The organism is Stenotrophomonas sp. YAU14A_MKIMI4_1 (assembly GCF_003086855.1).
Lineage (GTDB): Bacteria > Pseudomonadota > Gammaproteobacteria > Xanthomonadales > Xanthomonadaceae > Stenotrophomonas.
The window spans coordinates 937,026-959,571 of sequence record NZ_CP025998.1 but is presented as its reverse complement, the minus strand read 5'-3'; the positions used below and the strand labels follow the sequence as shown (position 1 = coordinate 959,571).

General features: G+C 64.6%; 32 protein-coding genes. 2 read left to right on the top strand and 30 right to left on the bottom strand.

Annotated features, from left to right (window positions below):
• Nucleotides 1-23 precede the first annotated feature (23 nt).
• Entirely contained in the window at nucleotides 24-1,646 is a 1,623-nt protein-coding gene (locus C1931_RS04275) for an amidase (RefSeq protein WP_108755501.1), read from the top strand.
• Between the two features lie 39 nt (nucleotides 1,647-1,685).
• On the opposite strand, the gene C1931_RS04270 is transcribed toward C1931_RS04275, so the two are convergent.
• Complete coding sequence (locus C1931_RS04270; protein ID WP_108755500.1) at nucleotides 1,686-2,828, bottom strand: mechanosensitive ion channel family protein; 1,143 nt, start codon at nucleotides 2,826-2,828, stop codon at nucleotides 1,686-1,688.
• A gap of 694 nt (nucleotides 2,829-3,522) precedes the next feature.
• Nucleotides 3,523-4,920, bottom strand: a complete 1,398-nt coding sequence (locus C1931_RS04260) for a 3-deoxy-7-phosphoheptulonate synthase class II (RefSeq protein ID WP_108755499.1) — start codon at nucleotides 4,918-4,920, stop codon at nucleotides 3,523-3,525.
• A gap of 232 nt (nucleotides 4,921-5,152) precedes the next feature.
• Here C1931_RS04260 and C1931_RS04255 point away from each other — a divergent pair, with 232 nt between their 5' ends.
• Complete coding sequence (locus C1931_RS04255; protein ID WP_108755498.1) at nucleotides 5,153-7,279, top strand: TonB-dependent receptor; 2,127 nt, start codon at nucleotides 5,153-5,155, stop codon at nucleotides 7,277-7,279.
• A gap of 66 nt (nucleotides 7,280-7,345) precedes the next feature.
• Here the strand turns inward: C1931_RS04255 and C1931_RS04250 are convergent, their stop codons facing one another.
• The 28 genes from C1931_RS04250 to rpsJ form a co-directional block, all read right to left on the bottom strand.
• Complete coding sequence (locus C1931_RS04250; protein ID WP_108755497.1) at nucleotides 7,346-7,852, bottom strand: disulfide bond formation protein B; 507 nt, start codon at nucleotides 7,850-7,852, stop codon at nucleotides 7,346-7,348.
• Between the two features lie 239 nt (nucleotides 7,853-8,091).
• Nucleotides 8,092-8,475, bottom strand: coding sequence for a 50S ribosomal protein L17 (gene rplQ / locus C1931_RS04245; protein ID WP_108748664.1), 384 nt, complete (start codon nucleotides 8,473-8,475; stop codon nucleotides 8,092-8,094).
• Nucleotides 8,476-8,674: 199 nt separating this feature from the next.
• Nucleotides 8,675-9,673: a DNA-directed RNA polymerase subunit alpha gene (rpoA, locus tag C1931_RS04240; RefSeq protein WP_108755496.1), complete on the bottom strand. Its 999-nt coding sequence runs from the start codon at nucleotides 9,671-9,673 to the stop codon at nucleotides 8,675-8,677.
• A 55-nt stretch (nucleotides 9,674-9,728) separates the two neighbouring features.
• Nucleotides 9,729-10,358 (bottom strand): 30S ribosomal protein S4, encoded by a 630-nt coding sequence (rpsD, locus tag C1931_RS04235; protein WP_004145446.1) that lies wholly within the window; start codon nucleotides 10,356-10,358, stop codon nucleotides 9,729-9,731.
• Between the two features lie 15 nt (nucleotides 10,359-10,373).
• On the bottom strand, nucleotides 10,374-10,763 hold the full coding sequence (gene rpsK, locus C1931_RS04230; RefSeq protein ID WP_042614211.1) for a 30S ribosomal protein S11: 390 nt from the start codon (nucleotides 10,761-10,763) through the stop codon (nucleotides 10,374-10,376).
• A gap of 11 nt (nucleotides 10,764-10,774) precedes the next feature.
• Nucleotides 10,775-11,131, bottom strand: a complete 357-nt coding sequence (gene rpsM / locus C1931_RS04225; protein WP_004145437.1) for a 30S ribosomal protein S13 — start codon at nucleotides 11,129-11,131, stop codon at nucleotides 10,775-10,777.
• Nucleotides 11,132-11,478: 347 nt separating this feature from the next.
• Nucleotides 11,479-12,846 (bottom strand): preprotein translocase subunit SecY, encoded by a 1,368-nt coding sequence (secY, locus tag C1931_RS04220; protein ID WP_108752276.1) that lies wholly within the window; start codon nucleotides 12,844-12,846, stop codon nucleotides 11,479-11,481.
• 7 nt (nucleotides 12,847-12,853) lie between these two features.
• A complete protein-coding gene (gene rplO, locus C1931_RS04215; RefSeq protein ID WP_004154498.1) occupies nucleotides 12,854-13,297 on the bottom strand; it encodes a 50S ribosomal protein L15 in 444 nt (147 codons plus the stop codon).
• Nucleotides 13,298-13,303: 6 nt separating this feature from the next.
• A complete protein-coding gene (gene rpmD / locus C1931_RS04210) occupies nucleotides 13,304-13,495 on the bottom strand; it encodes a 50S ribosomal protein L30 (protein WP_004145412.1) in 192 nt (63 codons plus the stop codon).
• The gene (gene rpsE / locus C1931_RS04205; RefSeq protein WP_053448882.1) at nucleotides 13,488-14,030 is read right to left on the bottom strand and encodes a 30S ribosomal protein S5; all 543 of its coding nucleotides are present in this window, start codon (nucleotides 14,028-14,030) and stop codon (nucleotides 13,488-13,490) included. The genes rpmD and rpsE overlap by 8 nt, the downstream gene beginning before the upstream one ends.
• Nucleotides 14,031-14,190: 160 nt before the next feature.
• Nucleotides 14,191-14,544, bottom strand: a complete 354-nt coding sequence (gene rplR, locus C1931_RS04200) for a 50S ribosomal protein L18 (protein WP_093817438.1) — start codon at nucleotides 14,542-14,544, stop codon at nucleotides 14,191-14,193.
• Between the two features lie 56 nt (nucleotides 14,545-14,600).
• Nucleotides 14,601-15,125: a 50S ribosomal protein L6 gene (gene rplF / locus C1931_RS04195; RefSeq protein ID WP_108752275.1), complete on the bottom strand. Its 525-nt coding sequence runs from the start codon at nucleotides 15,123-15,125 to the stop codon at nucleotides 14,601-14,603.
• A gap of 18 nt (nucleotides 15,126-15,143) precedes the next feature.
• Complete coding sequence (rpsH, locus tag C1931_RS04190) at nucleotides 15,144-15,542, bottom strand: 30S ribosomal protein S8 (protein ID WP_005408210.1); 399 nt, start codon at nucleotides 15,540-15,542, stop codon at nucleotides 15,144-15,146.
• A 259-nt stretch (nucleotides 15,543-15,801) separates the two neighbouring features.
• Nucleotides 15,802-16,107, bottom strand: a complete 306-nt coding sequence (gene rpsN / locus C1931_RS04180; protein WP_108748659.1) for a 30S ribosomal protein S14 — start codon at nucleotides 16,105-16,107, stop codon at nucleotides 15,802-15,804.
• An 18-nt stretch (nucleotides 16,108-16,125) separates the two neighbouring features.
• Entirely contained in the window at nucleotides 16,126-16,668 is a 543-nt protein-coding gene (gene rplE, locus C1931_RS04175) for a 50S ribosomal protein L5 (RefSeq protein WP_004145361.1), read from the bottom strand.
• Between the two features lie 11 nt (nucleotides 16,669-16,679).
• The gene (gene rplX / locus C1931_RS04170) at nucleotides 16,680-16,997 is read right to left on the bottom strand and encodes a 50S ribosomal protein L24 (RefSeq protein ID WP_108748658.1); all 318 of its coding nucleotides are present in this window, start codon (nucleotides 16,995-16,997) and stop codon (nucleotides 16,680-16,682) included.
• A gap of 16 nt (nucleotides 16,998-17,013) precedes the next feature.
• Nucleotides 17,014-17,382, bottom strand: coding sequence for a 50S ribosomal protein L14 (rplN, locus tag C1931_RS04165; RefSeq protein WP_010483978.1), 369 nt, complete (start codon nucleotides 17,380-17,382; stop codon nucleotides 17,014-17,016).
• Between the two features lie 12 nt (nucleotides 17,383-17,394).
• Nucleotides 17,395-17,664, bottom strand: coding sequence for a 30S ribosomal protein S17 (gene rpsQ, locus C1931_RS04160; protein WP_004145355.1), 270 nt, complete (start codon nucleotides 17,662-17,664; stop codon nucleotides 17,395-17,397).
• A gap of 11 nt (nucleotides 17,665-17,675) precedes the next feature.
• Nucleotides 17,676-17,861 carry a 50S ribosomal protein L29 gene (gene rpmC, locus C1931_RS04155; RefSeq protein ID WP_004154487.1) on the bottom strand — a complete coding sequence of 62 codons (186 nt, stop codon included), beginning with the start codon at nucleotides 17,859-17,861 and terminating at the stop codon, nucleotides 17,676-17,678.
• Nucleotides 17,861-18,274: a 50S ribosomal protein L16 gene (gene rplP / locus C1931_RS04150; protein WP_025879305.1), complete on the bottom strand. Its 414-nt coding sequence runs from the start codon at nucleotides 18,272-18,274 to the stop codon at nucleotides 17,861-17,863. Before rplP ends, rpmC begins: the two co-directional genes overlap by 1 nt.
• Before the next feature lie 5 nt (nucleotides 18,275-18,279).
• Nucleotides 18,280-19,014, bottom strand: a complete 735-nt coding sequence (gene rpsC / locus C1931_RS04145) for a 30S ribosomal protein S3 (protein WP_005415414.1) — start codon at nucleotides 19,012-19,014, stop codon at nucleotides 18,280-18,282.
• 18 nt (nucleotides 19,015-19,032) lie between these two features.
• The gene (gene rplV / locus C1931_RS04140; RefSeq protein WP_080375339.1) at nucleotides 19,033-19,368 is read right to left on the bottom strand and encodes a 50S ribosomal protein L22; all 336 of its coding nucleotides are present in this window, start codon (nucleotides 19,366-19,368) and stop codon (nucleotides 19,033-19,035) included.
• Nucleotides 19,369-19,380: 12 nt separating this feature from the next.
• On the bottom strand, nucleotides 19,381-19,650 hold the full coding sequence (gene rpsS / locus C1931_RS04135) for a 30S ribosomal protein S19 (RefSeq protein ID WP_005415413.1): 270 nt from the start codon (nucleotides 19,648-19,650) through the stop codon (nucleotides 19,381-19,383).
• 6 nt (nucleotides 19,651-19,656) lie between these two features.
• The gene (gene rplB, locus C1931_RS04130) at nucleotides 19,657-20,484 is read right to left on the bottom strand and encodes a 50S ribosomal protein L2 (RefSeq protein ID WP_108748657.1); all 828 of its coding nucleotides are present in this window, start codon (nucleotides 20,482-20,484) and stop codon (nucleotides 19,657-19,659) included.
• Between the two features lie 10 nt (nucleotides 20,485-20,494).
• A complete protein-coding gene (rplW, locus tag C1931_RS04125) occupies nucleotides 20,495-20,794 on the bottom strand; it encodes a 50S ribosomal protein L23 (protein WP_049470489.1) in 300 nt (99 codons plus the stop codon).
• Entirely contained in the window at nucleotides 20,791-21,396 is a 606-nt protein-coding gene (gene rplD / locus C1931_RS04120; protein WP_102944279.1) for a 50S ribosomal protein L4, read from the bottom strand. The genes rplW and rplD overlap by 4 nt, the downstream gene beginning before the upstream one ends.
• A 12-nt stretch (nucleotides 21,397-21,408) precedes the next feature.
• On the bottom strand, nucleotides 21,409-22,059 hold the full coding sequence (gene rplC, locus C1931_RS04115) for a 50S ribosomal protein L3 (RefSeq protein ID WP_004145336.1): 651 nt from the start codon (nucleotides 22,057-22,059) through the stop codon (nucleotides 21,409-21,411).
• Nucleotides 22,060-22,070: 11 nt separating this feature from the next.
• Nucleotides 22,071-22,382, bottom strand: coding sequence for a 30S ribosomal protein S10 (gene rpsJ, locus C1931_RS04110; protein ID WP_005408208.1), 312 nt, complete (start codon nucleotides 22,380-22,382; stop codon nucleotides 22,071-22,073).
• Nucleotides 22,383-22,546 lie beyond the last annotated feature (164 nt).

The window sequence follows — 22,546 nt, the reverse complement described above, 5'->3', positions numbered from 1 at the left end:
GCCGGAGCCTCGCACGCCCAGTCATGCGCCTGTCCCTGCCGACCCTGCCCAGCTGTCTGATCCTCGTCCTGGCGGCCCTGTCCAGTGCAGGCTGCAGCGCGCCCGCGCCCAACGCCCATGCCGCCGAACCTGCGGCCAGCAGCGCTCCCTTTCCCTACGCCGAAACCGACGTGGCCGACCTGCAGGCGCGCATGGTGTCGGGCGAACTGGACAGCGTCACCCTCACCGGTGCCTACCTGCAGCGCATCGCCGCGCTGGACCGCGCCGGGCCGCGCCTGCGTGCGGTCATCGAGCTCAATCCCGATGCCTTGAAGGAAGCCGGCGAGCGCGACCGCGAACGCCGCAGCGGGCGCCTGCGCGGCCCCCTGCACGGCATCCCGGTGCTGCTGAAGGACAACATCAACGCCGCGCCCATGGCCACCAGCGCCGGCTCGCTGGCCCTGCAGGGCTTCCGCCCCGGCGATGCCTACCTGGTGCGGCGCCTGCGCGACGCCGGCGCCGTGGTGCTGGGCAAGACCAACCTGAGCGAGTGGGCGAACTTCCGCGATGCCAACTCGGTATCCGGCTGGAGCGCACGCGGCGGCCAGACCCGCAACCCTTACCGGCTCAGCCATTCCCCCTGCGGTTCCAGCAGCGGCAGTGCGGTGGCCGTGGCCGCCAACCTGGGCAGCGTTGCCATCGGCACCGAAACCGACGGCAGCATCGTCTGCCCGGCCGCGATCAATGGCGTGGTCGGGCTGAAGCCCACCGTCGGTCTGGTCAGCCGCGACGGCATCATCCCGATCAGCTTCAGCCAGGACACGGCCGGGCCGATGACCCGCAGCGTGGCCGATGCGGCCGCCGTGCTGACCGCCATTGCCGGTCGCGATGCGGCCGATCCGGCCACCGCCACCATGCCCGGCCGGGCGGTCTACGACTACACCGCCCGGCTGGACCCGGACGGCCTGCGCGGCAAGCGCATCGGGCTGCTGCAGACGCCGCTGTCGCAGTACCCCGGCATGGCCCCGCTTATGCAGCACGCGGCGGCGGAACTGCGCCGCGCCGGCGCCGTGGTGGTGCCGGTGCAACTGCCCAACGCCGGCGCCTGGGCCGACGCCGAGCGCCTGGTGCTGCTGTACGAGTTCAAGGCCGGGCTGGAGCGCTACTTCGCCACCTACCACGCCCCGCTGCGCAGCCTGTCCGAACTGATCGCCTTCAACCAGGCCAACCGCGGGCAGGAACTGGGCCGCTTCGGCCAGTCGCTGCTGGAGGAAGCCAACGCGACCCCGGGCCTGTCCGACCCCGCCTACATCCGCGCACGCAGCGATGCCCGGCGCCTGGCGGGCCCGGAAGGCATCGATGCCACACTGGCAGCACAGCGGCTGGACGCCCTGGTGGCGCCCACCACCGGCACCGCCTGGCCGCTGCGCAGCCGTGGCGACGATTTCCCGGGCGAGAGCTACAGCGTGGCCGCCGTGGCCGGCTACCCCAGCCTGACCGTGCCGATGGGGCAGATCGATGGCCTGCCGGCGGGCCTGCTGTTCATGGGCACCGCGTGGAGCGAACCGAAGCTGATCGAAATGGGCTATGCCTACGAACAGCGCACCCGCGCGCGCCGGCCGCCGCACTTCGATACCGATGCCCTGATCGACACCGGCGATCCCTGATCGCCCGACGCCGCTGCGCTCACCGGGCATGGCCTGGCGCTACCGCTCCGGCAGCGATTCCACCGGCGCGATGGCGGCCTCGCCATCCTCGGCACCGGGCGAACGCACATCGGCTGTACGCGCGCGTGGCCCACGCGGCATGTCCATCTCATCATCCTGGTGCAGCCGGGCGCGCACCTGCGGCAGCGCCTGCGGGTGTTCACGGGCCAAAAAATCCAGCATGCGCTCGCGCACCAGGCAGCGCAGATCGAACGCGTCGCCGGAATTGCGCGCACTGACCAGCAGACGTACCTGGATCGCCCGTTCGCTGGTTTCGGTCACCTGGGTCACACAGACACGGCCATCCCACAGCGCCTCGCCGCGACAGATGCGCTCCAGCTCGGTACGGATCGCCGCGATGGGCGCGCGATAGTCCAGCCACAGGAAGGCCGTGCCGAGCAGATCGGCGCTGCGCCGCGTCCAGTTCTGGAACGGGTGCTCGATGAACCAGGTCAACGGCACCACCATGCGCCGTTCGTCCCAGATGCGCACCACCACGTAGCTGCTGCCGATCTCTTCGATGCGGCCCCACTCACCTTCCACGATCACCACGTCGTCCAGCCGGATCGGCTGGGTGAGGGCGATCTGCAGGCCGGCAATCAGGTTGCCGAACACCGGCTTGGCCGCGATGCCCGCAACCAGGCCGATCAGCCCCGCCGACGCCAGCAGCGCGGTGCCGATCTTCTGCACCATCGGGAAAGTGAGCAGCACCAGCGATGCGCCGAGCACGATGATGCCGCCCATCAACACGCGACTGAGTACGCGCGTCTGGGTCTGGATGCGGCGCGCTTCCAGATTGTCGGACACATCGATGGGATGGCTGCGCAGGATCGCGCGCTCGCCTGCCGCCACGCCGCGTACCAGCAGCCAGATGAAGCAGGCCGTCAGGCCGATATGCACGCCACGCAATACCTGGTCCAGCATGCGCTCGGGCAGCGGCGTGGCCTGCAGCGCGGGCACCAGCAGCAACAGCGGCAATGCCATCGCCAGCGGCGGCCCGATCACCCGACCGATGCGCGCACGCCGCCGATCGCGCCCGCGCAGGCGGCGGTACAGGGCCAGCACGCCCCACGCGGCCAGGCCGCCGAGCAGCAGTGCCGCACCGATCGGCCACAGATAGTCCTGCACATGTTGCCAGCCCACCGCAGACCCTCGCGCATTGCATGAACCCACAGGGTCGCGCAGGCGGCATGAGCATCACGTCAGCGGGTGGGGTTTGATGCAGGGCCTGCGGCCCTGCACCTGCTGAATCAACGTCAACGTCAACAGCAACGGCAAAAGCTGGGTATCCGTGGGATGGCGGGGTGGGTCCGATTGCGGGGGACGCCGTAAACCCTTCCATGGGGGCTTAGCCGCGCCATCCATGGCGCGGATACCCCCGCAACCGGACCCACCCCGCCTTCGACAGTTGGCCGCGATCCGTCGGAACCGCACGGGGTCGGATCCCGTTGCTGCGCAACGGGCTCCGACCCCAGATGGATTTCGATATCTGACAGAAAAACCGTGTCGACCAAGGTCGACACCTACCAACAGCCGCGCACCCCAACAGTCGCCGTTACCAACAGCCGAGTGAATCTGTCAGAGGTGGGGCGGTGTCGCAGTGCGGGGTGTCCGCCGCATGGATGCGGCGGCCAAGCCTACAGGGGTGAGGGCGCTTTGCTTGCGAAGCACTGCTTCGCAAGCGCCCGAACGCACAGCCGCCAGCGGCTGGGCCGGGCCCCGGAGGGGGACTTGCGGCGTCCCCGCACTGCGACACCGCCCCGCCCGCTCGCGGAAAACCCGCTTTTGATGTTGCCCCGAAGCAGGTGCAGGGCTGCAAGCCCTGCCGAAACACCCCTTACCGTGCCTGTTCCTGCTTGCGCACGATCGCCATCGCAATTTCCAGCGACTGTTCGTAGTTCAGGCGCGGGTCCACCGTCGAGCGGTAGGCGCGCTCCAGATCGCGCTCGGTCAGTTCACGCGCACCGCCGGTGCATTCGGTCACATCCTCACCGGTCAGCTCCAGGTGCACACCCCCCAGCCGCGTGCCCGCCGCCGCATGCAGATCGAAGGACAGTTCCACTTCACTGCGCACATTGTCGAAACGACGCGTCTTGAAGCCATTGGCCGTGCTTTCGGTATTGCCGTGCATGGCATCGCACACCCACAGCACGCGGCGGCCATCGCGCTTCACCGCATCCAGCAGCGGCGGCAGCTTTTCCGCAATCTGCGCCGCGCCCATGCGGTGGATGAAGCTCAGGCGGCCCGGTTCGTCCTCGGGGTTGAGCACATCGATCAGGCGCAGCAACTGGTCCGGCTGCACCGACGGGCCCACCTTGATCGCGATCGGATTGCGCACCCCGCGCAGGTATTCCACGTGCGCGCCGTCCAGCGCCGCCGTGCGCATGCCGATCCACGGGTAGTGCGTGCTCAGGTTCAACCAGCCCTGCTGGCGCGGCACCTGCCGGGTCAGCGCCTGCTCGTAGGGCAGCAGCAGCGCTTCGTGCGAGGTGTAGAAATCAATGCGGTTGAGGTTGTGCACGCGGGCCCCGGCCAGGGTTTCCATGAAGTGCACGGCGTCGCCGATCGAGGCCACCATCTTCTGGTACTCGGCGGCCAGCGGCGAATGCCGCACCCAGTCCAGGTTCCAGTACTCGGGGTGGTGCAGATCGGCGAAGCCACCGTCGATCAGCGCACGCACGAAGTTCATCGTCATTGCCGAATGCGCGTGGGCCTGCAGCATCCGCTTCGGGTCCGGCAGCCGCGCCGCTTCAGTGAACGCCGGCGCGTTGATCACATCGCCGCGGTAGCTGGGAAGGGTTACGCCGTCGCGGGTCTCGGTGTCGGCCGAGCGCGGCTTGGCGTACTGGCCGGCAAAGCGCCCCACGCGGATCACCGGCTGGCGCAGGCCATGCACCAGCACCAGGCTCATCTGCAGCAGCACCTTCAGCCGGTTGGAAATCGTGCCCGATTCGCAGTCGCTGAAGTTCTCGGCGCAATCGCCACCCTGCAGCAGGAAGCGCTTGCCCTCCTGCGCGTCGGCCAGCTGCTGCTTCAACGCCAGGATCTCCCAGGACGTCACCAGCGGCGGCAAGCGCTTGAGTTCGTGCAGGGCGGCATCCAGCGCCACCGGGTCCGGGTAGGTCGGCATCTGCAGCGCGGTCTTGCCGCGCCAGCTTTCCGGCGACCAGGCAGCGCCCGCGGCGGCGGTGGCGGTGGCAGGGTCAGCGGCAGGCGGAACGGCGGACAGGCTCATTGCGGACATCCGGAGGAACAGGAGGGGGACGTTCATGGTCGCAGAGGGCGCGGCTGACGCAAAGCACCTGGCCCGGGCCGGCCAGCTGAACGGCGCAGAAAGCGCATGCCGATCCGCCACAACCGGCATGCCCACAGCGCCCCGGGCAGGCGCATGATCCGCTCTCAGTTGTTAGGAAGTAACACTTCCCGTCATGGACCGGCCCCTCCCTCCCATCGACCCCATCCCGACCATGAAGCCCTCCCCGCTCGCAACGGCCGTCACCCTCGTCCTGGCCCTGGCCAGCCTGCCCACCGTCGCCCTGGCCGCCGACAGCGCGTCTCCGGCGGTGAAAGACCTCGACGTGGTCACCGTCAGCGCCCAGCTCGACCAGGCGCGCAACGCGCTCTCCCCGGATATCGGCAGCAGCCAGTATCAGATCACCGCCGAGGACATCCAGAAACAGCCGCTGGGCGCCGCCGCGCCGCTCAGCCAGGTGCTGCTGCAGGCCCCGGGCGTGGTCCAGGACTCCTACGGTGGCGTGCACGTGCGCGGCGACCACGCCAACCTGCAGTACCGGATCAACGGCGTGCTGCTGCCCGAATCGATCTCCGGTTTCGGCCAGACCCTGGATGCGCGCACGATCAAGAGCATCCGCCTGATGGACGGCGCCTTGCCGGCCCAGTTCGGCGAGCGCACCGCCGCGGTGGTCGACATCAACACTCGCAGCGGCGCCGAGCTGGGCAATGGCGGCAGCGCCGGCATCACCACCGGCTCATACGGCAAGGTGAACCCCAACGCCTCGTGGTGGGGCAGCCAGGGGCGCTGGAGCTGGTTCCTGACCGGCAACTACGACCAGAACGAGGTCGGCCTGGAAAGCCCGACCAACGCCCGCCGGCCGCAGCATGACGACACCCACCAGGGCAAGGCCTTCGCCGACCTGACCTACCTGGTCAACGACAACACCCGCCTGAGCCTGTTCGCCGGCTTCGCCAACAACCGCTTCCAGATTCCGGTCAACCCCGGCCAGGAACCGCAGTTCGGCTATCTGGACACCACCACCTTCGACTCCAGCCAGCTGGACGAAACCCAGCGCGAAACCACCCGCTTCGGCATGCTGGTGCTGCAGGGCAACCTGGGCGACACCGCCTACCAGCTCTCGGCCGGCCAGCGCTACAGCGATGTGGGCTTCAATCCCGATATCGCCGGCGACCTGGTGTTCAGCGGCGTCGCCTCGCAGGTGCAGCGCAGCAACCGCGCCAGCACCGTGCAGGCCGATTTCTCCACTCCGCTGGGGATGAACCACACCCTGCGCTATGGCCTGTACGGCAACCACGAGGATGCACGCGCCAGCAACGCCAGCTGGGTGTTCCCGGTGGATGCGCAGGGCCAGCAGGCCAGCACCACGCCGCTGCAGATTGCCGATGCCAACGCATTCACCGCCCGTACCGCCGCCCTGTATGTGCAGGACGAATGGCGCATCGGTGACGACTGGACCGTGAACTACGGCCTGCGCGGCGACCGCTACACCGCCTTCGGCCATACCGAAGGCCAGTTGAGCCCGCGCCTGGGCGTGGTCTGGAATGCCGGCGACAGCACCACCTTCCACGCCGGCTACTCGCGCTACTTCACCCCGCCGGCCAGCGAACTGATCGGCAGCACCGACATCGCCCTGTACGACGGCACCACCAACGCACAGTCCGCCGTCGGCACGACCACGCCGCTGGCCGAGCGCAGCGATTACTACGACATCGGCGTTTCGCAGCAGGTCGGTGATCACCTCACCCTGGGCCTGGATGCCTACGACCGCCGGGTGGACCGCCTTCAGGACGAAGGCCAGTTCGGCGCGGCCTACATCTATTCCACCTTCAACTACCGCCGTGGCCATATCCGTGGGCTGGAATTCAGCGCCGACTACAGCAACGGGCCCTTCAGCGCCTACTTCAACGCGGCACTGAGCAAGGCGATCGGCACCGACGTCATCACCGGCCAGTACAACCTGGATCCGGACGCGCTGGCCTATGCGGCCCAGCACTGGATCCACCTGGACCACGACCAGCGGCTGACCTCGTCCGGCGGCCTGAGCTACGCCTTTGCCGGGCACAACCGGGTGGGTGCGAACTATGTGTTCGGCAGTGGCCTGCGTTCCGACACCGACACCGTGCCCAATGGCGGTGAACTGCCGTCCTACCTGCAGGTGAACCTGAGCGCCGGGCACGATTTCAACGCCGACAGCGGCCACCCGCTGCACGTGCAGCTGGCGGTGCTCAATGCACTGGATCGCAGCTACCAGCTGCGTGATGGCGGTGGCGTGGGCGTATTTGCCCCGCAGTGGGGCCCGCGCCGCGGCGCCTACCTCAGCCTGCAGCAGGACTTCTGAGCAGACAGGGGCCGGACAGGGGTCGGATCCCTTTGCTGCGCAAAGGGATCTGACCCCGCTTGGTTCTCAACGCGCTACCTTGCGCAACGACACCACCAGCGCCCACAGCGCCAGCAGCGCGAACCACACGCCCGACCACATCGGCATGGTCAGGCCCAGGAACGTCCAGTCGATGTTGCCGCAGTTGCCGGTGCCGGTCAGCACCGTGCGGAATACCTCCAACGGCCCCATCGTCTCGCTCAGGAAGCTCAGCGGCGGGCCGCAGGTCGCGCCCATCTCCGGCGGCAGCAGCTGCACATACACATGGCGCGCTGCTATGCCGAACCCGACCGCTGCGGCGATGAAGGCGAGAATGCCGTAGGTGGCCCGGCCCGGCCGGTTCGACGGCCCATGCAGCGCCCCGATCAGGAACAACAGCCCCAGGGCGGCGAAGGCCAGGCGCTGGAAGATGCACAGCGGACAGGGCTCCAGCCCCATCTTCAGCTGCAGGAAGATGGCATAGCCCAGCAGGCCTGCGCAGATCAGGAAGCCCAGGAGAAATTGGGCGCGGAAGGGCCAGCGCAGTGGATTCATCGTCAACGCTCAAGTGATCAGGCGCCAAGCGTAACCGAGAGCGCGCGCCATTCGAACCGCTGCAGGCCACGCTTGTCGGAACGGTGTGGGTCAGATCCCTTTGCGCAGGCAAAGGGCTCTGACCCGTTGCGCGGCGATCATGGGGTCAGAGCCCGTGCCTGCGGCACGGGATCCGACCCCGGAAACGCAAAAGCCCGGCAGTCGCCGGGCTTTCGCTGTGTCGCGTTGGAGCGGTCCGATTACTCGGCCACTGCCTCGGCCACGGCCGGACGGTCAACCAGCTCGACGTAGGCCATCGGTGCGTTGTCGCCGGCGCGGAAGCCGCACTTCAGCAGACGCAGGTAGCCGCCCGGACGGTTCGCGTAGCGCGGGCCCAGGATGGTGAACAGGTTGCCCACGGCTTCGTTGTCGCGCAGACGGGCGAAGGCCAGACGGCGGTTGGCGACGGAGTCGACCTTGGCCAGGGTGATCAGCGGCTCGGCAACGCGGCGCAGTTCCTTGGCCTTCGGCAGGGTGGTCTTGATCAGCTCGTGCTTGAACAGCGACGCAGCCATGTTCTTGAACATTGCTTCGCGGTGGGCGCTGGTGCGGCTGAACTTACGGCCAGACTTCTGGTGACGCATGGTGGAATTCCTTGGTTAATGATGAGGCGTTGTGGATCGATGTCGCCTTCCTGGCGTTGCTGCACGGACTGCGGATGGTCCTGGTCATCCGTCCTGGACGACCTGCCCGCGAACCTTCGGTTCGTCGTGGCGTGTTTCGTAAACCGGTTGAAGGCTCCACCGCGAACGGTGGAGCCTTCAGGTACAGCAGGGGGCCGTATCAGCCCAGCATGCCGTGGCTGGCGACACCGGCCGGCGGCCAGTTTTCCAGCTTCATGCCAAGCGACAGGCCACGCTGGGCCAGCACTTCCTTGATTTCGGTGAGCGACTTCTTGCCCAGGTTCGGGGTCTTCAGCAGCTCCACTTCGGTCTTCTGGATCAGATCGCCGATGTAGTAGATGCTTTCCGCCTTCAGGCAGTTGGCCGAACGCACGGTCAGTTCCAGATCGTCGATCGGGCGCAGCAGCACCGGATCCACGCCGTTGTTGGCCGGCTTGGCCGCACCGCGGTCGCGGTGGGTGAAGTCACCGAACACCGACAGCTGGTCGCTGAGGATGTCGGCGGCGGTGCGCACGGCTTCCTCGGCATCGATGGTGCCGTTGGTCTCGATATCGATGACCAGCTTGTCCAGGTCGGTACGCTGTTCGACACGCGCCGCTTCCACGGCGTAGGCGACACGGCGGACCGGCGAGAACGAGGCATCCAGGACCAGGCGGCCGATGGCACGGGTTTCTTCGTCCGGACGACGACGCGCAGCAGCCGGCTGGTAGCCGAAACCACGCTCGATCTTCAGACGCATGTTGATTGCCGTGTCCTTGGTCAGGTGGCAGATCACATGTTCGCCGTTCAGGATCTCCACATTGTGGTCGACCTTGATATCGGCAGCGGTGACAACGCCCGGGCCCTGCTTGGACAGGGACAGGGTGGCGGTGTCGCCGGAGTGCATACGGATGGCCACGTCCTTCAGGTTCAGCAGGACTTCGAGCACGTCCTCCTGCAGACCTTCGACCGTGGTGTACTCATGCAACACGCCGTCGATTTCGACTTCCGTGATGGCGAAGCCCGGGATGGACGACAGCAGCACGCGACGCAGGGCGTTGCCCAGCGTATGCCCGTAACCCCGCTCCAAAGGTTCGATAACGACCTTTGCACGGGTGTCGGTAAGGCGTTCGATCTGCGGACCGCGAGGACGCAGAACCTGGTTGGCGGTAACCGTCATGTTGCGGGTTCTCCTAGTGAACCCCCGGCCGTCGCCGGGGGCTCTCCAATGTGAATTACTTCGAATACAGCTCGACGATCAGCGCTTCGTTGATGTCCGCAGGCAGGTCCGAACGATCCGGAACAGCCTTGAAGATGCCGGTGAACTTACCGGAATCCACTTCGACCCACGACGGGCTCAGGTCATGCTGGGCGGCGACGGTCAGGGCTTCCTGGACGCGCAGCTGCTTGGCAGCCTTTTCCGACAGAGCGATGGCGTCGCCAGCCTTGACCTGGTACGAAGCCAGGTTGACCGACTTGCCGTTCACGGTGACGCCGCGGTGCGACACCAGCTGACGGGCAGCCGGACGGGTCACGGCGAAGCCCATGCGGTAGACGACGTTGTCCAGGCGGGTTTCCAGCAGCTGCAGCAGGTTCTCGCCGGTGTTGCCCTTCTTGGTCGAGGCCTTCTTGTAGTAGTTGCGGAACTGACGCTCCAGCAGGCCGTAGATACGCTTGACCTTCTGCTTTTCACGCAGCTGGGTGGCGTAGTCGGACAGCTTGCCCTTACGGGCAGTGGCGCCGTGCTGGCCGGGCTTCTGCTCCAGCTTGCACTTGGAGTCCAGCGCACGCGCCGGGCTCTTCAGGGACAGGTCGGCGCCTTCGCGACGGGCGAGCTTACAGGTAGGACCGATATAACGAGCCATTTCTTATCGCTCCCTTTAGACGCGACGCTTCTTCGGCGGACGGCACCCGTTGTGCGGGATAGGCGTCACGTCGATGATGTTGGTGATCTTGTAGCCGACGTTGTTCAACGAACGCACGGCCGACTCACGGCCCGGACCCGGGCCCTTGATGCGGACTTCCAGCGACTTCACGCCGTAGTCCAGCGCAGCACGACCGGCCTTTTCGGCAGCCACCTGGGCTGCGAACGGGGTCGACTTGCGCGAACCGCGGAAGCCAGCGCCACCGGAGGTCGCCCACGACAGAGCGTTGCCCTGGCGGTCGGTGATGGTCACGATGGTGTTGTTGAACGAAGCGTGGACGTGGGCAACGCCATCAGTGATGACGCGCTTGATCTTCTTCTTGGTCTTAGCAGCGGGCTTAGCCATTTGTCAGTCCCTTACTTCCTGATCGCCTTGCGCGGACCCTTGCGGGTGCGGGCGTTGGTACGGGTGCGCTGGCCACGCAGCGGGAGGCCACGACGGTGACGCAGGCCGCGGTAGCAGCCCAGGTCCATCAGGCGCTTGATCGCGATACCGATCTCACGGCGCAGATCGCCTTCCACGATGTACTTGCCGACTTCGGCGCGCAGGCGCTCGATTTCCGGCTCCGACAGATCGCGGATCTTGGTGGTCGAAGCAACGCCTGCGACTTCGCAGACCTTCTTCGAACGGGTACGGCCGATGCCGTAAATGCTTTGCAACCCGACCCAGACGTGCTTCTGGGCTGGCAGGTTGACGCCTGCAATACGCGCCATGACGCGGTTCTCCAGCTGAGTGATGGCCGACAGCGCACCGTAGGCGCGCCAATCCGGCAGGATGGATCAAAAAAGTGAACTAGCGATACTAACAAGGTTCCGGTTTACATGGAAGCCCGTGAAACCATTGGTTTCATGAACCCGGCCTGGGGAGTGTGCCCAGGCTCCGGCGCCGGATGGGGTTGGACCTGGAGTTTCCTCCGGGGCCGCCCGCGCTACTCCTGCGCGGGACCACCTCATCACACCCCCACCCGGAACCGCTGCGGGGGCCGCCCTTCGTTTGTGTGGCCGGAGTCCGCGAAGCGGAGGGACCATCACGTCAGGAAGACGAAAGTATAACAGGCTGATCAGCCGCGAGCAAAGCCGCCGCGGTTGCCGCCCTTCAGGTTGGCCTTCTTCAGCAGGCTCTCGTACTGGTGCGACATCAGGTGCGCCTGCACCTGGGCGATGAAGTCCATCACCACCACCACCACGATCAGCAGCGAAGTACCACCGAAGTAGAACGAGGCATTCAGCTGCGTGCGCATCAGTTCCGGCAGCAGGCAGACGATCACCAGGTAAGCCGAACCGGCTGCGGTCAGGCGGGTCAGCACGCCGTCGATGTAGTCGGCGGTGGCCTTGCCCGGACGGATGCCCGGAATCAGCGCGCCCGACTTCTTCAGGTTGTCGGCGGTTTCCTGCGAGTTGAACACCAGCGCGGTATAGAAGAACGCGAAACCGGTGATCAGCGCAGCGAACACGATCATGTGCAGCGGCTCGCCCGGGCCCAGGGCATTGGCGACCTTCTGCAGGATCTGGCCAAAGGTGCTCTGGTTGGCGGCCTGGCCGGCCCACATGGTCAGCGTAGCCGGGAAGGCCAGCAGGCTGGAGGCGAAGATGGCCGGGATCACGCCCGCCATGTTCAGCTTCAGCGGCAGGAACGAGGTCTGGTTCATGTACGCGTTGCGGCCGCCCTGGCGACGTGCGTAGTTCACCGTGATGCGGCGCTGGCCGCGTTCGACGAACACCACGAAGAAGGTGAAGGCCAGCACCACGATGGCGATCAGCAGCAGCTGGATGAACTGGATGTTGCCGTCGCGGTAGGCATCGAAGGTATGGATGACCGCGGTCGGCAGGCCGGCCACGATGCCGGCGAAGATGATCAGCGACACACCGTTGCCGATGCCGCGCTCGGTCACCTGCTCACCGACCCACATCAGGAACATGGTGCCGGCGGTCAGCGCGATCACGGCGGTGAGCACGAAGCCCATGCCCGGTGCGTAGACGACCGGAGCGCCCGACGGCGAGACCTGGCCCTGCAGGGCCAGGGCGATCGAACCGCCCTGCACCACTGCCAGCAGCACGGCGCCGATGCGCGAATACTGGGTGATCTTGCGGCGGCCGGACTCACCTTCCTTCTGCATCGCCTTCAGCGCGGGGAAGATGTGGACGGCCAGCTGCATCACGATCGATGCCGAAATGTACGGCATCACGTTCAGCGCGAAGATGCTGAAACGGTGCAGGGCGCCGCCCGAGAACATGTTGAACATGTCCACGATGCCGCCGCCCTGCTGCTGCATCATGGCAAGCATGGCATCGGGATTGACGCCCGGCACCGGCACGTAGCAGCCAATGCGATAGACGATCAAAGCCCCGACGACGAACAGCAAACGTTGGCGAAGTTCAGTGAACTTGCCCATTCCGCCCGCGAGGTTACCGATGCCAGCTTGCGCCATGATTTTCTTACTCCGTTACGCTGCCGCCGGCAGCTTCGATCGCGGCCTTGGCACCAGCCGTGGCAGCAATACCCTTCAGGGTGAACGCCTTGGTCACTTCGCCCTTGACGACGACCTTGGCCTTCTTGGCAGTGCTCGGGACCAGCTTGGCAGCACGCAGGGCGGCGAAGTCGATCTCACCGGCCGGCAGCTTGTCCAGCGCGTACAGCAGCACTTCAGCGGTGTCCTTGGCGATCGGCGAACGGAAGCCGATCTTCGGCAGACGACGCTGCATGGGGGTCTGGCCGCCTTCGAAGCCAGCCTTGATCTTGCCGCCACCCTTACGGGCGAACGAACCCTTGTGGCCGCGGCCGGCAGTCTTGCCCAGGCCCGAGCCGATACCGCGACCGACGCGGGTGCGCTCGGTGCGGGCGCCCGGTGCCGGGCTCAGTTCATTGAGACGCAGAGTCATGATCGATTACTCCTCAACCTTGACGAGGTAGTGAACGGTGTTGATCAGACCGCGAACCTGCGGGCTGTCCTTCAGTTCACGCACATCGTTGAGCTTGTTCAGACCCAGAGCACGCACCGACAGGCGGTGACGCGACTGAGCACCACGCAGGCCGCGCACCAGGCGCACCTTCACAGTCTTGTTGGACTCATTAGCCATGGTTGAGTTCCTCCACCTTCTTGCCGCGCTTGGCCGCGATGCGAGCCGGCGACTGCGCTGCAGTCAGGCCCTTCACGGTGGCACGCACCAGGTTGATCGGGTTGCGCGAACCGGTGGCCTTGGCCAGCACGTTCTTCACGCCCACCGCTTCCAGCACAGCGCGCATGGCACCGCCGGCGATGACGCCCGTACCTTCCGAAGCCGGCTGCATGAACACGCGTGCAGCGCCGTGGCCATCCTTGATGGTGTGCCACAGGGTGCCGTTGTTCAGGTCAACGCTGACCAGGTTCTTGCGAGCCTGTTCCATCGACTTCTGGATGGCGACCGGCACTTCGCGCGCCTTGCCATAGCCGAAACCGACCTTGCCTTCGCCGTCGCCGACCACGGTCAGGGCGGTGAAGGTGAACTGGCGACCGCCCTTGACGGTCTTGCTGACGCGGTTGACCGCGACCAGCTTTTCGATCATGCCGTCGTCGACTTTCTCTTCGCGGTTGCGGTCGCGATCGCGACCCCGCTGCTGACGTTCTTCTGCCATCTTGATTCCTTGGTTGTTTGGGTATGTACGGCTCGGGGCCGCTTATGGTTGTGGAGTACCGCGTTGTTCCGGTGGGCCGCTGCAGAAGAACGGCGCCGTCCAGCCTCGCTCAGGCTGGCGAGCAGGCGGGCAGGAGACGAACGCCCCCTGCCCTGACCTTTTAGAACTGCAGGCCGGCTTCGCGGGCGGCGTCAGCCAGGGCCTTGATGCGGCCGTGGTAACGGTAACCCGAACGATCGAAGGCAACCTTCTCGATGCCAGCGGCCTTGGCGCGCTCGGCAACGATGCGGCCAACCTTGGCAGCGGCGTCGGCGTTCTTGCCGTTCTTCAGGCCGTCCTTGACGTCGGCCTGGGTGGTGTTGGCAGCAGCCAGCACCTTGGAGCCGTCGGCGGTGAAGACCTGTGCGTACAGGTGCTGGCCGGTGCGCAGCACCGACAGACGGGCCACACCCAGCTCGCGGATGTGAGCACGGGTCGACTTGGCGCGACGCAGGCGGGCGATGTTCTTGTTCATGATGTGTTTTCCTTGAAAGCTGAAGGTCAGGCTTTTCCCTGGTGAGGGACTCGCGCTTAGGCCTTCTTGGCTTCCTTACGGATGATGACTTCGTCGGAGTACTTCACGCCCTTGCCCTTGTACGGTTCCGGCTTGCGGAACGCACGGATCTTGGCGGCAACTTCACCAACGACCTGCTTGTCGGCGCCCTGGACCAGGATCTCGGTCTGGGTCGGGGTGCTGATGGTGATGCCTTCCGGAGCAACGAACACCACCGGGTGCGAGAAGCCGAGCGACAGGCTCAGGTCCTTGCCCTGCATGGCAGCACGGTAACCCACGCCGACCAGCTCCAGCTTGCGCTCGAAGCCTTCGGAAACACCCTTGACCATGTTGGACAGGATGGCGCGGACGGTACCGGTCAGCGGGATCAGATCCGCATTCTCGGTGCTCAGGGTGGCAACGCCGTTCTCGACGTTGATGGCAATGCCGGCCGGCTTCGGCAGCGACAGGGTGCCCTTCGGGCCCTTGACGGTGACGGATTCGGACTGGACGTTCAGTTCAACCTTACCCAGGTCGACGGGCTTCTTGGCTACGCGGGACATATTCTTACTCCTCTCGCCTTAGGCCACGAAGCACAGGACTTCGCCGCCGACGCCCAGCTGGCGCGCCTGCGCATCAGTCATGATGCCCTTGGAGGTGGAAATGATGGAGATACCCAGGCCGTTCATGACCTTCGGCAGTTCGCTCTTGCCGCGGTACTGGCGCAGGCCCGAACGCGAGAAGCGCTTCAGGGTCGCGATGACCGGCTTGCCTTCGAAATACTTCAGCACGATTTCCAGCTCGGACTTGTTGTTTTCCAGCTGGGTCACGCGCAGGTCGGTGATGTAACCCTCGTCCTTCAGGACCTGGGCGATCGCAACCTTGATCTTGGACGACGGGGCTTTCACCGTCTGCTTGCCAACCGCGGCCGCATTCTTGATGCGGACCAGCAGGTCGGCGATGGGATCAGTCATGCTCATATGAGTACCTTTGAGTGCACCGATATCCGCTTTCGCGAAAATCTGTTGTCTCCTGGAAACGGGCCAGGTCCCTTCTTGCGGCAGGCCAATGGCCTACCCCTACAACCCCGCTCGCGCAGGGCAAGACGCGGGAGTATACGCCAAAAGAGCCCGACTTGCGCCGGGCTCTTCGGGTTTTTTTGCTTGGGCAAGCCTGAATGCCTGCCCTGACCTGTTCAGGAACCCCCGGAGGGGTTCCTGGTCGCAGGACCGGCTGGGATTACCAGCTGGCCTTGCGCAGGCCCGGCACGTCGCCGCGCATGGTGGCTTCACGCAGCTTGTTGCGGCCCAGGCCGAACTTGCTGTAGACGCCACGCGGACGGCCCGACAGCTCGCAACGGTTGCGCTGGCGGCTCGGCGACGAATCGCGCGGCAGCTTGGCCAGCTTGGTTGCGGCTTCGATCTTCTCTTCGTAGCTCGACTCCAGCGAGGAGACGATCTTCTTCAGAGCGGCACGCTTGTCGGCGTACTTCTTGGCCAGCTTTTCCCGCTTGATGTCGCGGTTGACCATGGAGGTCTTTGCCATTTCGGTATCCTCGACGAATCAGTTACGGAACGGGAACTTGAACGCTGCCAGCAGCGCCTTCGCTTCCGCGTCGGTCTTCGCAGTGGTGGTGATGGCGATATCCATGCCGCGGATCGCGTCGACAGCGTCGAAGTCGATTTCCGGGAAGATGATCTGTTCCTTCACACCCATGTTGAAGTTGCCGCGACCGTCGAAGGAACGACCGGAAACACCACGGAAGTCGCGCACGCGCGGCAGCGAGATGTTGATCAGGCGATCCAGGAACTCGTACATCTTGTGGCGACGCAGCGTGGTCTTGCAGCCAATCGGCCAACCATCACGGATCTTGAACGACGCAACCGAGATACGCGACTTGGTGACAACCGGCTTCTGGCCGGAAATCTTGGTCATGTCGCCGACGGCGTTTTCCAGGATCTTCTTGTTGGTGGCCGCTTCGCCGACACCCATGTTCAGGGTGACCTTGACCAGCTTCGGCACTTCCATCGGATTGGTGTAGCCGAACTGCTTCATCAGCGCCGGCACCACTTCTTCCTTGTAAAACTTTTCGAGACGGGAAGTCATCTTCACATTCCTCAGGCGTCGAGCGCCTCACCGCTGGAGCGGAACACACGCAGTTTGCGTCCATCCTCCAGCACCTTGAAGCCAACGCGTTCGCCCTTGCCCGAAGCCGGGTTCAGCACATTCACGTTGGAGATATGGATCGACGCTTCACGCTCGACCACGCCGCCGGCAACGCCTGCCTGCGGATTCGGCTTGGTGTGGCGCTTGACGATGTTCACGTTGGCAACGACCACGCGGTCGCCGTCGACGCGAAGCACTTCGCCACGCTCGCCCTTGTCCTTGCCGGCATTGACGACAACCTGGTCGCCCTTCTTGATACGGTTAGCCATGATTATCTCCTGTCGCTCACAGCACTTCGGGAGCGAGCGAGACGATCTTCATGAACTTCTCCGAACGAAGTTCACGGGTCACCGGCCCGAAGATACGGGTACCGATCGGCTCCTGCTTGTTGTTCAGCAGAACGGCAGCGTTGCCGTCGAAGCGGATCAGCGAGCCGTCGGCGCGACGCACACCCTTGCGGGTACGCACCACGACGGCGTCATACACTTCACCCTTCTTGACCTTGCCGCGCGGAATCGCATCCTTCACGGTGACCTTGATGATGTCGCCGATACCGGCGTAACGGCGCTTGGAACCACCCAGCACCTTGAAGCACATCACCTGCTTGGCACCCGAATTGTCCGCGACGTCAAGGTAGCTCTGCATCTGGATCATGATTCAGACTCCTTATTCAGCCGCACGCGTGATGACTTCCACCACGCGCCAGTTCTTGGTCTTGGACATCGGAGCAATCTCGGTCACGCGGACGACATCGCCTTCCTTGCAGGCGTTGTCGGCATCGTGGGCGTGCAGCTTCGTCGAGCGCTTGATGTACTTGCCGTACAGCGCGTGCTTGACCTGACGCTCAACCAGGACGGTAACCGTCTTGTCCATCTTGTTGCTGACGACACGGCCTTCGACCGTGCGCAGCGCCTTGTTTTCAGTATTGTCGCTCATAGCGGCCATCCTTACTTCGTGCTGCCGAGCAGGGTCTTGACGCGAGCAATCTCGCGACGGACCCGGCGGATGTCGTGGGTCTTCGGCAGCTGGCCGGTGACCTGCTGCATACGGACAGAGAACTGTTCCTTACGCAGGTCGATCAGGTGGGCCTTGAGTTCGTCAGCCGACTTTTCACGGAGAGTTTTGATATCCATCAGCGCACCGTCCGGGTCACGAAAGTGGTGGTGACCGAGAGCTTGGCGGCGGCCAGGCGGAATGCCTCGCGTGCCACTTCTTCGGTAACACCCTCGATTTCATAGATCATGCGGCCGGGCTGGATCTGGGCCACCCAGTATTCCACGTTGCCCTTACCCGAACCCATTCGAACTTCGATGGGCTTCTTGGTGATGGGCTTGTCGGGGAACACACGGATCCACATCTTGCCGCCGCGCTTGACGTAGCGGCTGATCGAGCGGCGGGCCGCTTCGATCTGGCGCGCGGTCAGCTGACCGTGGGCGGTTGCTTTCAGACCGTACTCGCCGAAGCTGACAGCGTTGGCGCTCCAGCTCAGGCCTTCGTTACGGCCCTTGTGTACCTTGCGGTACTTGGTTCGCTTGGGTTGCAACATTGTCGTTACCTCGCTTCACGAGCCGGGCGCTGACGGTCACCGCGGTCGCCGCGATCGTGACGATCGTTGCGCGACGGGGTGTCGTCCTGCTTTTCCTGGCCAACCTGGGAGAAATCGAAGACTTCGCCCTTGTAGATCCAGACCTTGATGCCGATGATGCCGTAGGTCGTCTTGGCTTCAGCGAAGCCATAGTCGATGTCGGCACGCAGGGTGTGCAGCGGCACGCGGCCTTCGCGGTACCACTCCGAACGGGCGATTTCTGCACCGTTGAGGCGGCCACCGACGTTGACCTTGATGCCCAGGGCACCCAGGCGCATCGCGTTGCCGACCGAGCGCTTCATTGCGCGGCGGAACATGATGCGACGCTCCAGCTGCTGGGCGATCGACTCGGCAACGAGCTGCGCGTCCAGTTCCGGCTTGCGCACTTCGGTGACGTTGATGTGCGCCGGGACGCCCATCATCTCGCTCACTTCCTTGCGCAGCTTCTCGATGTCCTCACCGCGCTTGCCGATCACCACGCCCGGACGGGCGGTGTGGATCGTCACGCGAGCGGTCTTGGCCGGACGCTCGATCAGGATCTTGCTGATGCCGGCCTGAGCCAGCTTCTTGCGCAGCATGTCGCGCACTTTCAGGTCGGCTGCCAGGTAACCAGCGAACTCGGCCTTGTTGGCGTACCACTTGGAGTTCCAGTCCTTGGAAATACCCAGGCGGATACCAATCGGATGAACTTTATGACCCATGGTCTTTTCCTTATCCGCTTACTTGCCGGCGCCCACAACCACAGTGATGTGGCTGGTGCGCTTGAGGATGCGGGTACCGCGGCCTTTCGCCCGCGCCATGAAACGCTTCAGGGTCGGACCTTCATCAACCATGATGGTCTGAACCTTCAGCTCGTCGACGTCGGCGCCCTGGTTGTTCTCGGCGTTTGCAATAGCCGACTCCACCACCTTCTTGATCAGGTGGGCAGCCTTCTTGTCCGAGAACTTCAGCAGGTTGACCGCACGCTCGGCCGGCAGACCGCGCACCTGGTCAGCGACCAGACGAGCCTTCTGCGGGGAGATGCGCGCAGTGCGCAGGATGGCTTTCGCTTCCATTGTCATCTCTCCTTACTTGCCCGACTTCTTGTCACCACCGTGACCCTTGAAGGTCCGGGTGATGGCAAATTCGCCGAGCTTGTGGCCGACCATGTTCTCGTTGACGAGAACCGGGATGTGGTTCTTGCCGTTATGCACGGCAATGGTGATGCCTACCATGTCAGGCAGGATCATCGAACGGCGCGACCAGGTCTTGATCGGCTTCTTGCTGCCCGCAGCGGCCTCCACCTTCTTGACGAGGTGGTGATCGACGAACGGGCCCTTCTTGAGTGAACGTGCCATGGTCGATTAGCCCCTACGATCGCGGACGATGAACTGCTGAGTGCGCTTGTTATGGCGCGTCTTGTAACCCTTGGTCGGAACACCCCACGGGGTGACCGGGTGCGGGTTACCCTGGCCGGCCTTCGCCTCACCACCACCGTGCGGGTGGTCAACCGGGTTCATGGCAGCACCACGAACGGTCGGGCGGACGCCGCGCCAACGCTTGGCACCGGCCTTGCCCAGCTTTTCCAGGCTGTGCTCGTCGTTGCCGACTTCACCGATGGTGGCGCAGCACTCGACCGGAACCTTACGCATTTCACCCGAGCGCAGGCGCAGGGTGGCGTAGATGCCTTCGCGGGCAACCAGCTGCACGGCCGCACCAGCGGCGCGGGCGATCTGAGCGCCCTTGCCGGGCTTCAGTTCGATGCAGTGGATGGTGGTACCGACCGGGATGTTGCGCAGCGGCAGGGTGTTGCCAGCCTTGATCGGGGCGTCCGAACCAGCGATCACCTGATCACCAGCCTTCAGGCCCTTCGGGGCGATGATGTAGCGGCGCTCACCGTCGACGTAGCACAGCAGGGCGATGTGGGCGGTGCGGTTCGGATCGTATTCGATGCGTTCCACGCGCGCCGGGATGCCCAGCTTGTTGCGCTTGAAGTCGATGATGCGGTAGTGCTGCTTGTGGCCACCACCGACGTGACGCACGGTGATGCGGCCGTGGTGGTTACGACCACCCGAGCGGCTCTGCGACTCGACCAGTGCGGCGTGCGGAGCACCCTTGTGCAGGTCGGGAGTAACCACGCGCACGGCCGAACGGCGGCCGGGAGAAGTGGGCTTGAATTTCATCAATGGCATGGGATGTACCTCAGGCCTTGGCCGTTACATCGATCGACTGGCCGTCGGCCAGGCGAACGTACGCCTTGCGCCAATCGCCGCGGCGGCCAGCACGGTTACGGAAGGACTTGTTCTTACCCTTGACGTTGACCACGTTGACGGCTTCGACCTTGACGTCGAACAGCTGCTCAACCGCGGCCTTTACATCGGCCTTGGTGGCTTCGTTCGAAATTTCGAAGACATACTGGTTGGAGAGTTCCTGCAGGCGCGCGGTCTTTTCGGAGACACGCGGGGCACGCAGCACGCTGAAGATTTTTTCGTTGCTGTTCATGCCAGCCACTCCTCGACCTTCTTGACCGCGTCAGCGGTGATGACGACCGTGTCGGCACCAACCAGGGACACCGGGTCCAGACCCTGCACGTCACGCACTTCCACGTAGGGAACGTTGCGGGCCGACAGGTACAGGTGCTCGGAGGCTTCCTCGGTGACGATCAGCGGGCGCTTGCCCACTTCCAGGCCGGCCAGCTTGGCGATCAGACCCTTCGTGCTGGTCGCTTCGACGTCGAAGGACTCCACGATGGTCAGACGGCCCTGACGGTTCAGCTCGGACAGGATCGCGCACATGGCGGCACGGTACTGCTTACGATTGACCTTCTGCTCGAAGCTGCGCGGCTTGGCCGCGAAGGTGACACCGCCGCCGACGAAGATCGGAGCCGTCAGTGCGCCATGACGCGCGCCGCCGCCCTTCTGCTTCTTCGACTTCTTGGTGGTACCAGCCACTTCGGAGCGAGTCTTCTGTGCCTTGGTGCCGGCGCGACCGGCGTTGCGGTAAGCAACGACGACCTGGTGGACCAGATCTTCGCTGAAATCGCGACCGAACACGGCGTCGGAGACCGAGACCTTGTTGTTGCTACCCGTGATAACGAGTTCCATCGTCATCTCTCCTTATGCCTTGCTCGCCGGACGGACGATCACGTCGCCACCCGCCGCGCCCGGAACGGCGCCGCGAACTGCGATCAGACCGCGCTCGACGTCGACCTTGACCACTTCCAGGTTCTGGGTGCTCTGCTGCACCGCGCCCATGTGGCCCGACATCTTCTTGCCCGGGAAAACGCGACCCGGGGTCTGGCGCTGACCCAGCGAACCCGGCGCGCGATGCGACAGCGAGTTACCGTGGGTTGCATCGCCCATACGGAAGTTGTGGCGCTTGATGGTGCCCTGGAAACCCTTACCCTTGGTGACACCCTGGACGTCGACGATCTGGCCGACTTCGAAGATGTCCGCCTTGACTTCGCCGCCAACGGCGAAATCGCCGAGCTGCGCGTCTTCAACGCGGAATTCCCACAGGCCACGACCCGCTTCCACCTTCGCCTTGGCGAAGTGGCCGGCTTCCGGCTTGTTGACCAGGGCAGCGCGACGCGCGCCGACGGTCACCTGCACGGCGCTGTAGCCGTCGGTTTCGACGGTCTTGATCTGCGCGATGCGGTTGGGGGTTGCTTCGATCAGGGTCACCGGGATGGAGCGGCCATCTTCAGTGAACACGCGGCTCATGCCAGCCTTGCGGCCCACGAAGCCCAACGAATACTTCTTCGTCATGGTCGTAGTCCTCAGGTCAGCTTGATCTGAACGTCGACGCCGGCAGCCAGTTCGAGCTTCATCAGCGCGTCCACGGTCTTGTCATTCGGGTCAACGATATCGAGCACGCGCTTGTGCGTGCGGGTCTCGTACTGGTCACGCGCGTCCTTGTCGACGTGCGGGGAAACGAGGACGGTGTAACGCTCGATCTTGGTCGGCAGCGGGATCGGGCCACGCACTTGCGCGCCGGTCCGCTTGGCCGTTTCAACGATCTCGCTGGCCGAACGGTCGATCAGACGATGATCGAACGCTTTCAGCCGGATCCGGATCTTTTGGTCCGCCATGGCGGTAGGTTCCTTCGTTAAAAGAGCGACAGACAAAGCCTCTGGGTTGCTTTGTCCCGTGAAATCCCTGAATACAGACGGCCCGCACTCCCGCAGGCCGACAAGGTCAATCCATAGACCCCAAAAACGTAGGCAGGCCAGTTTCCCGGTCTGCCCAGACGTGG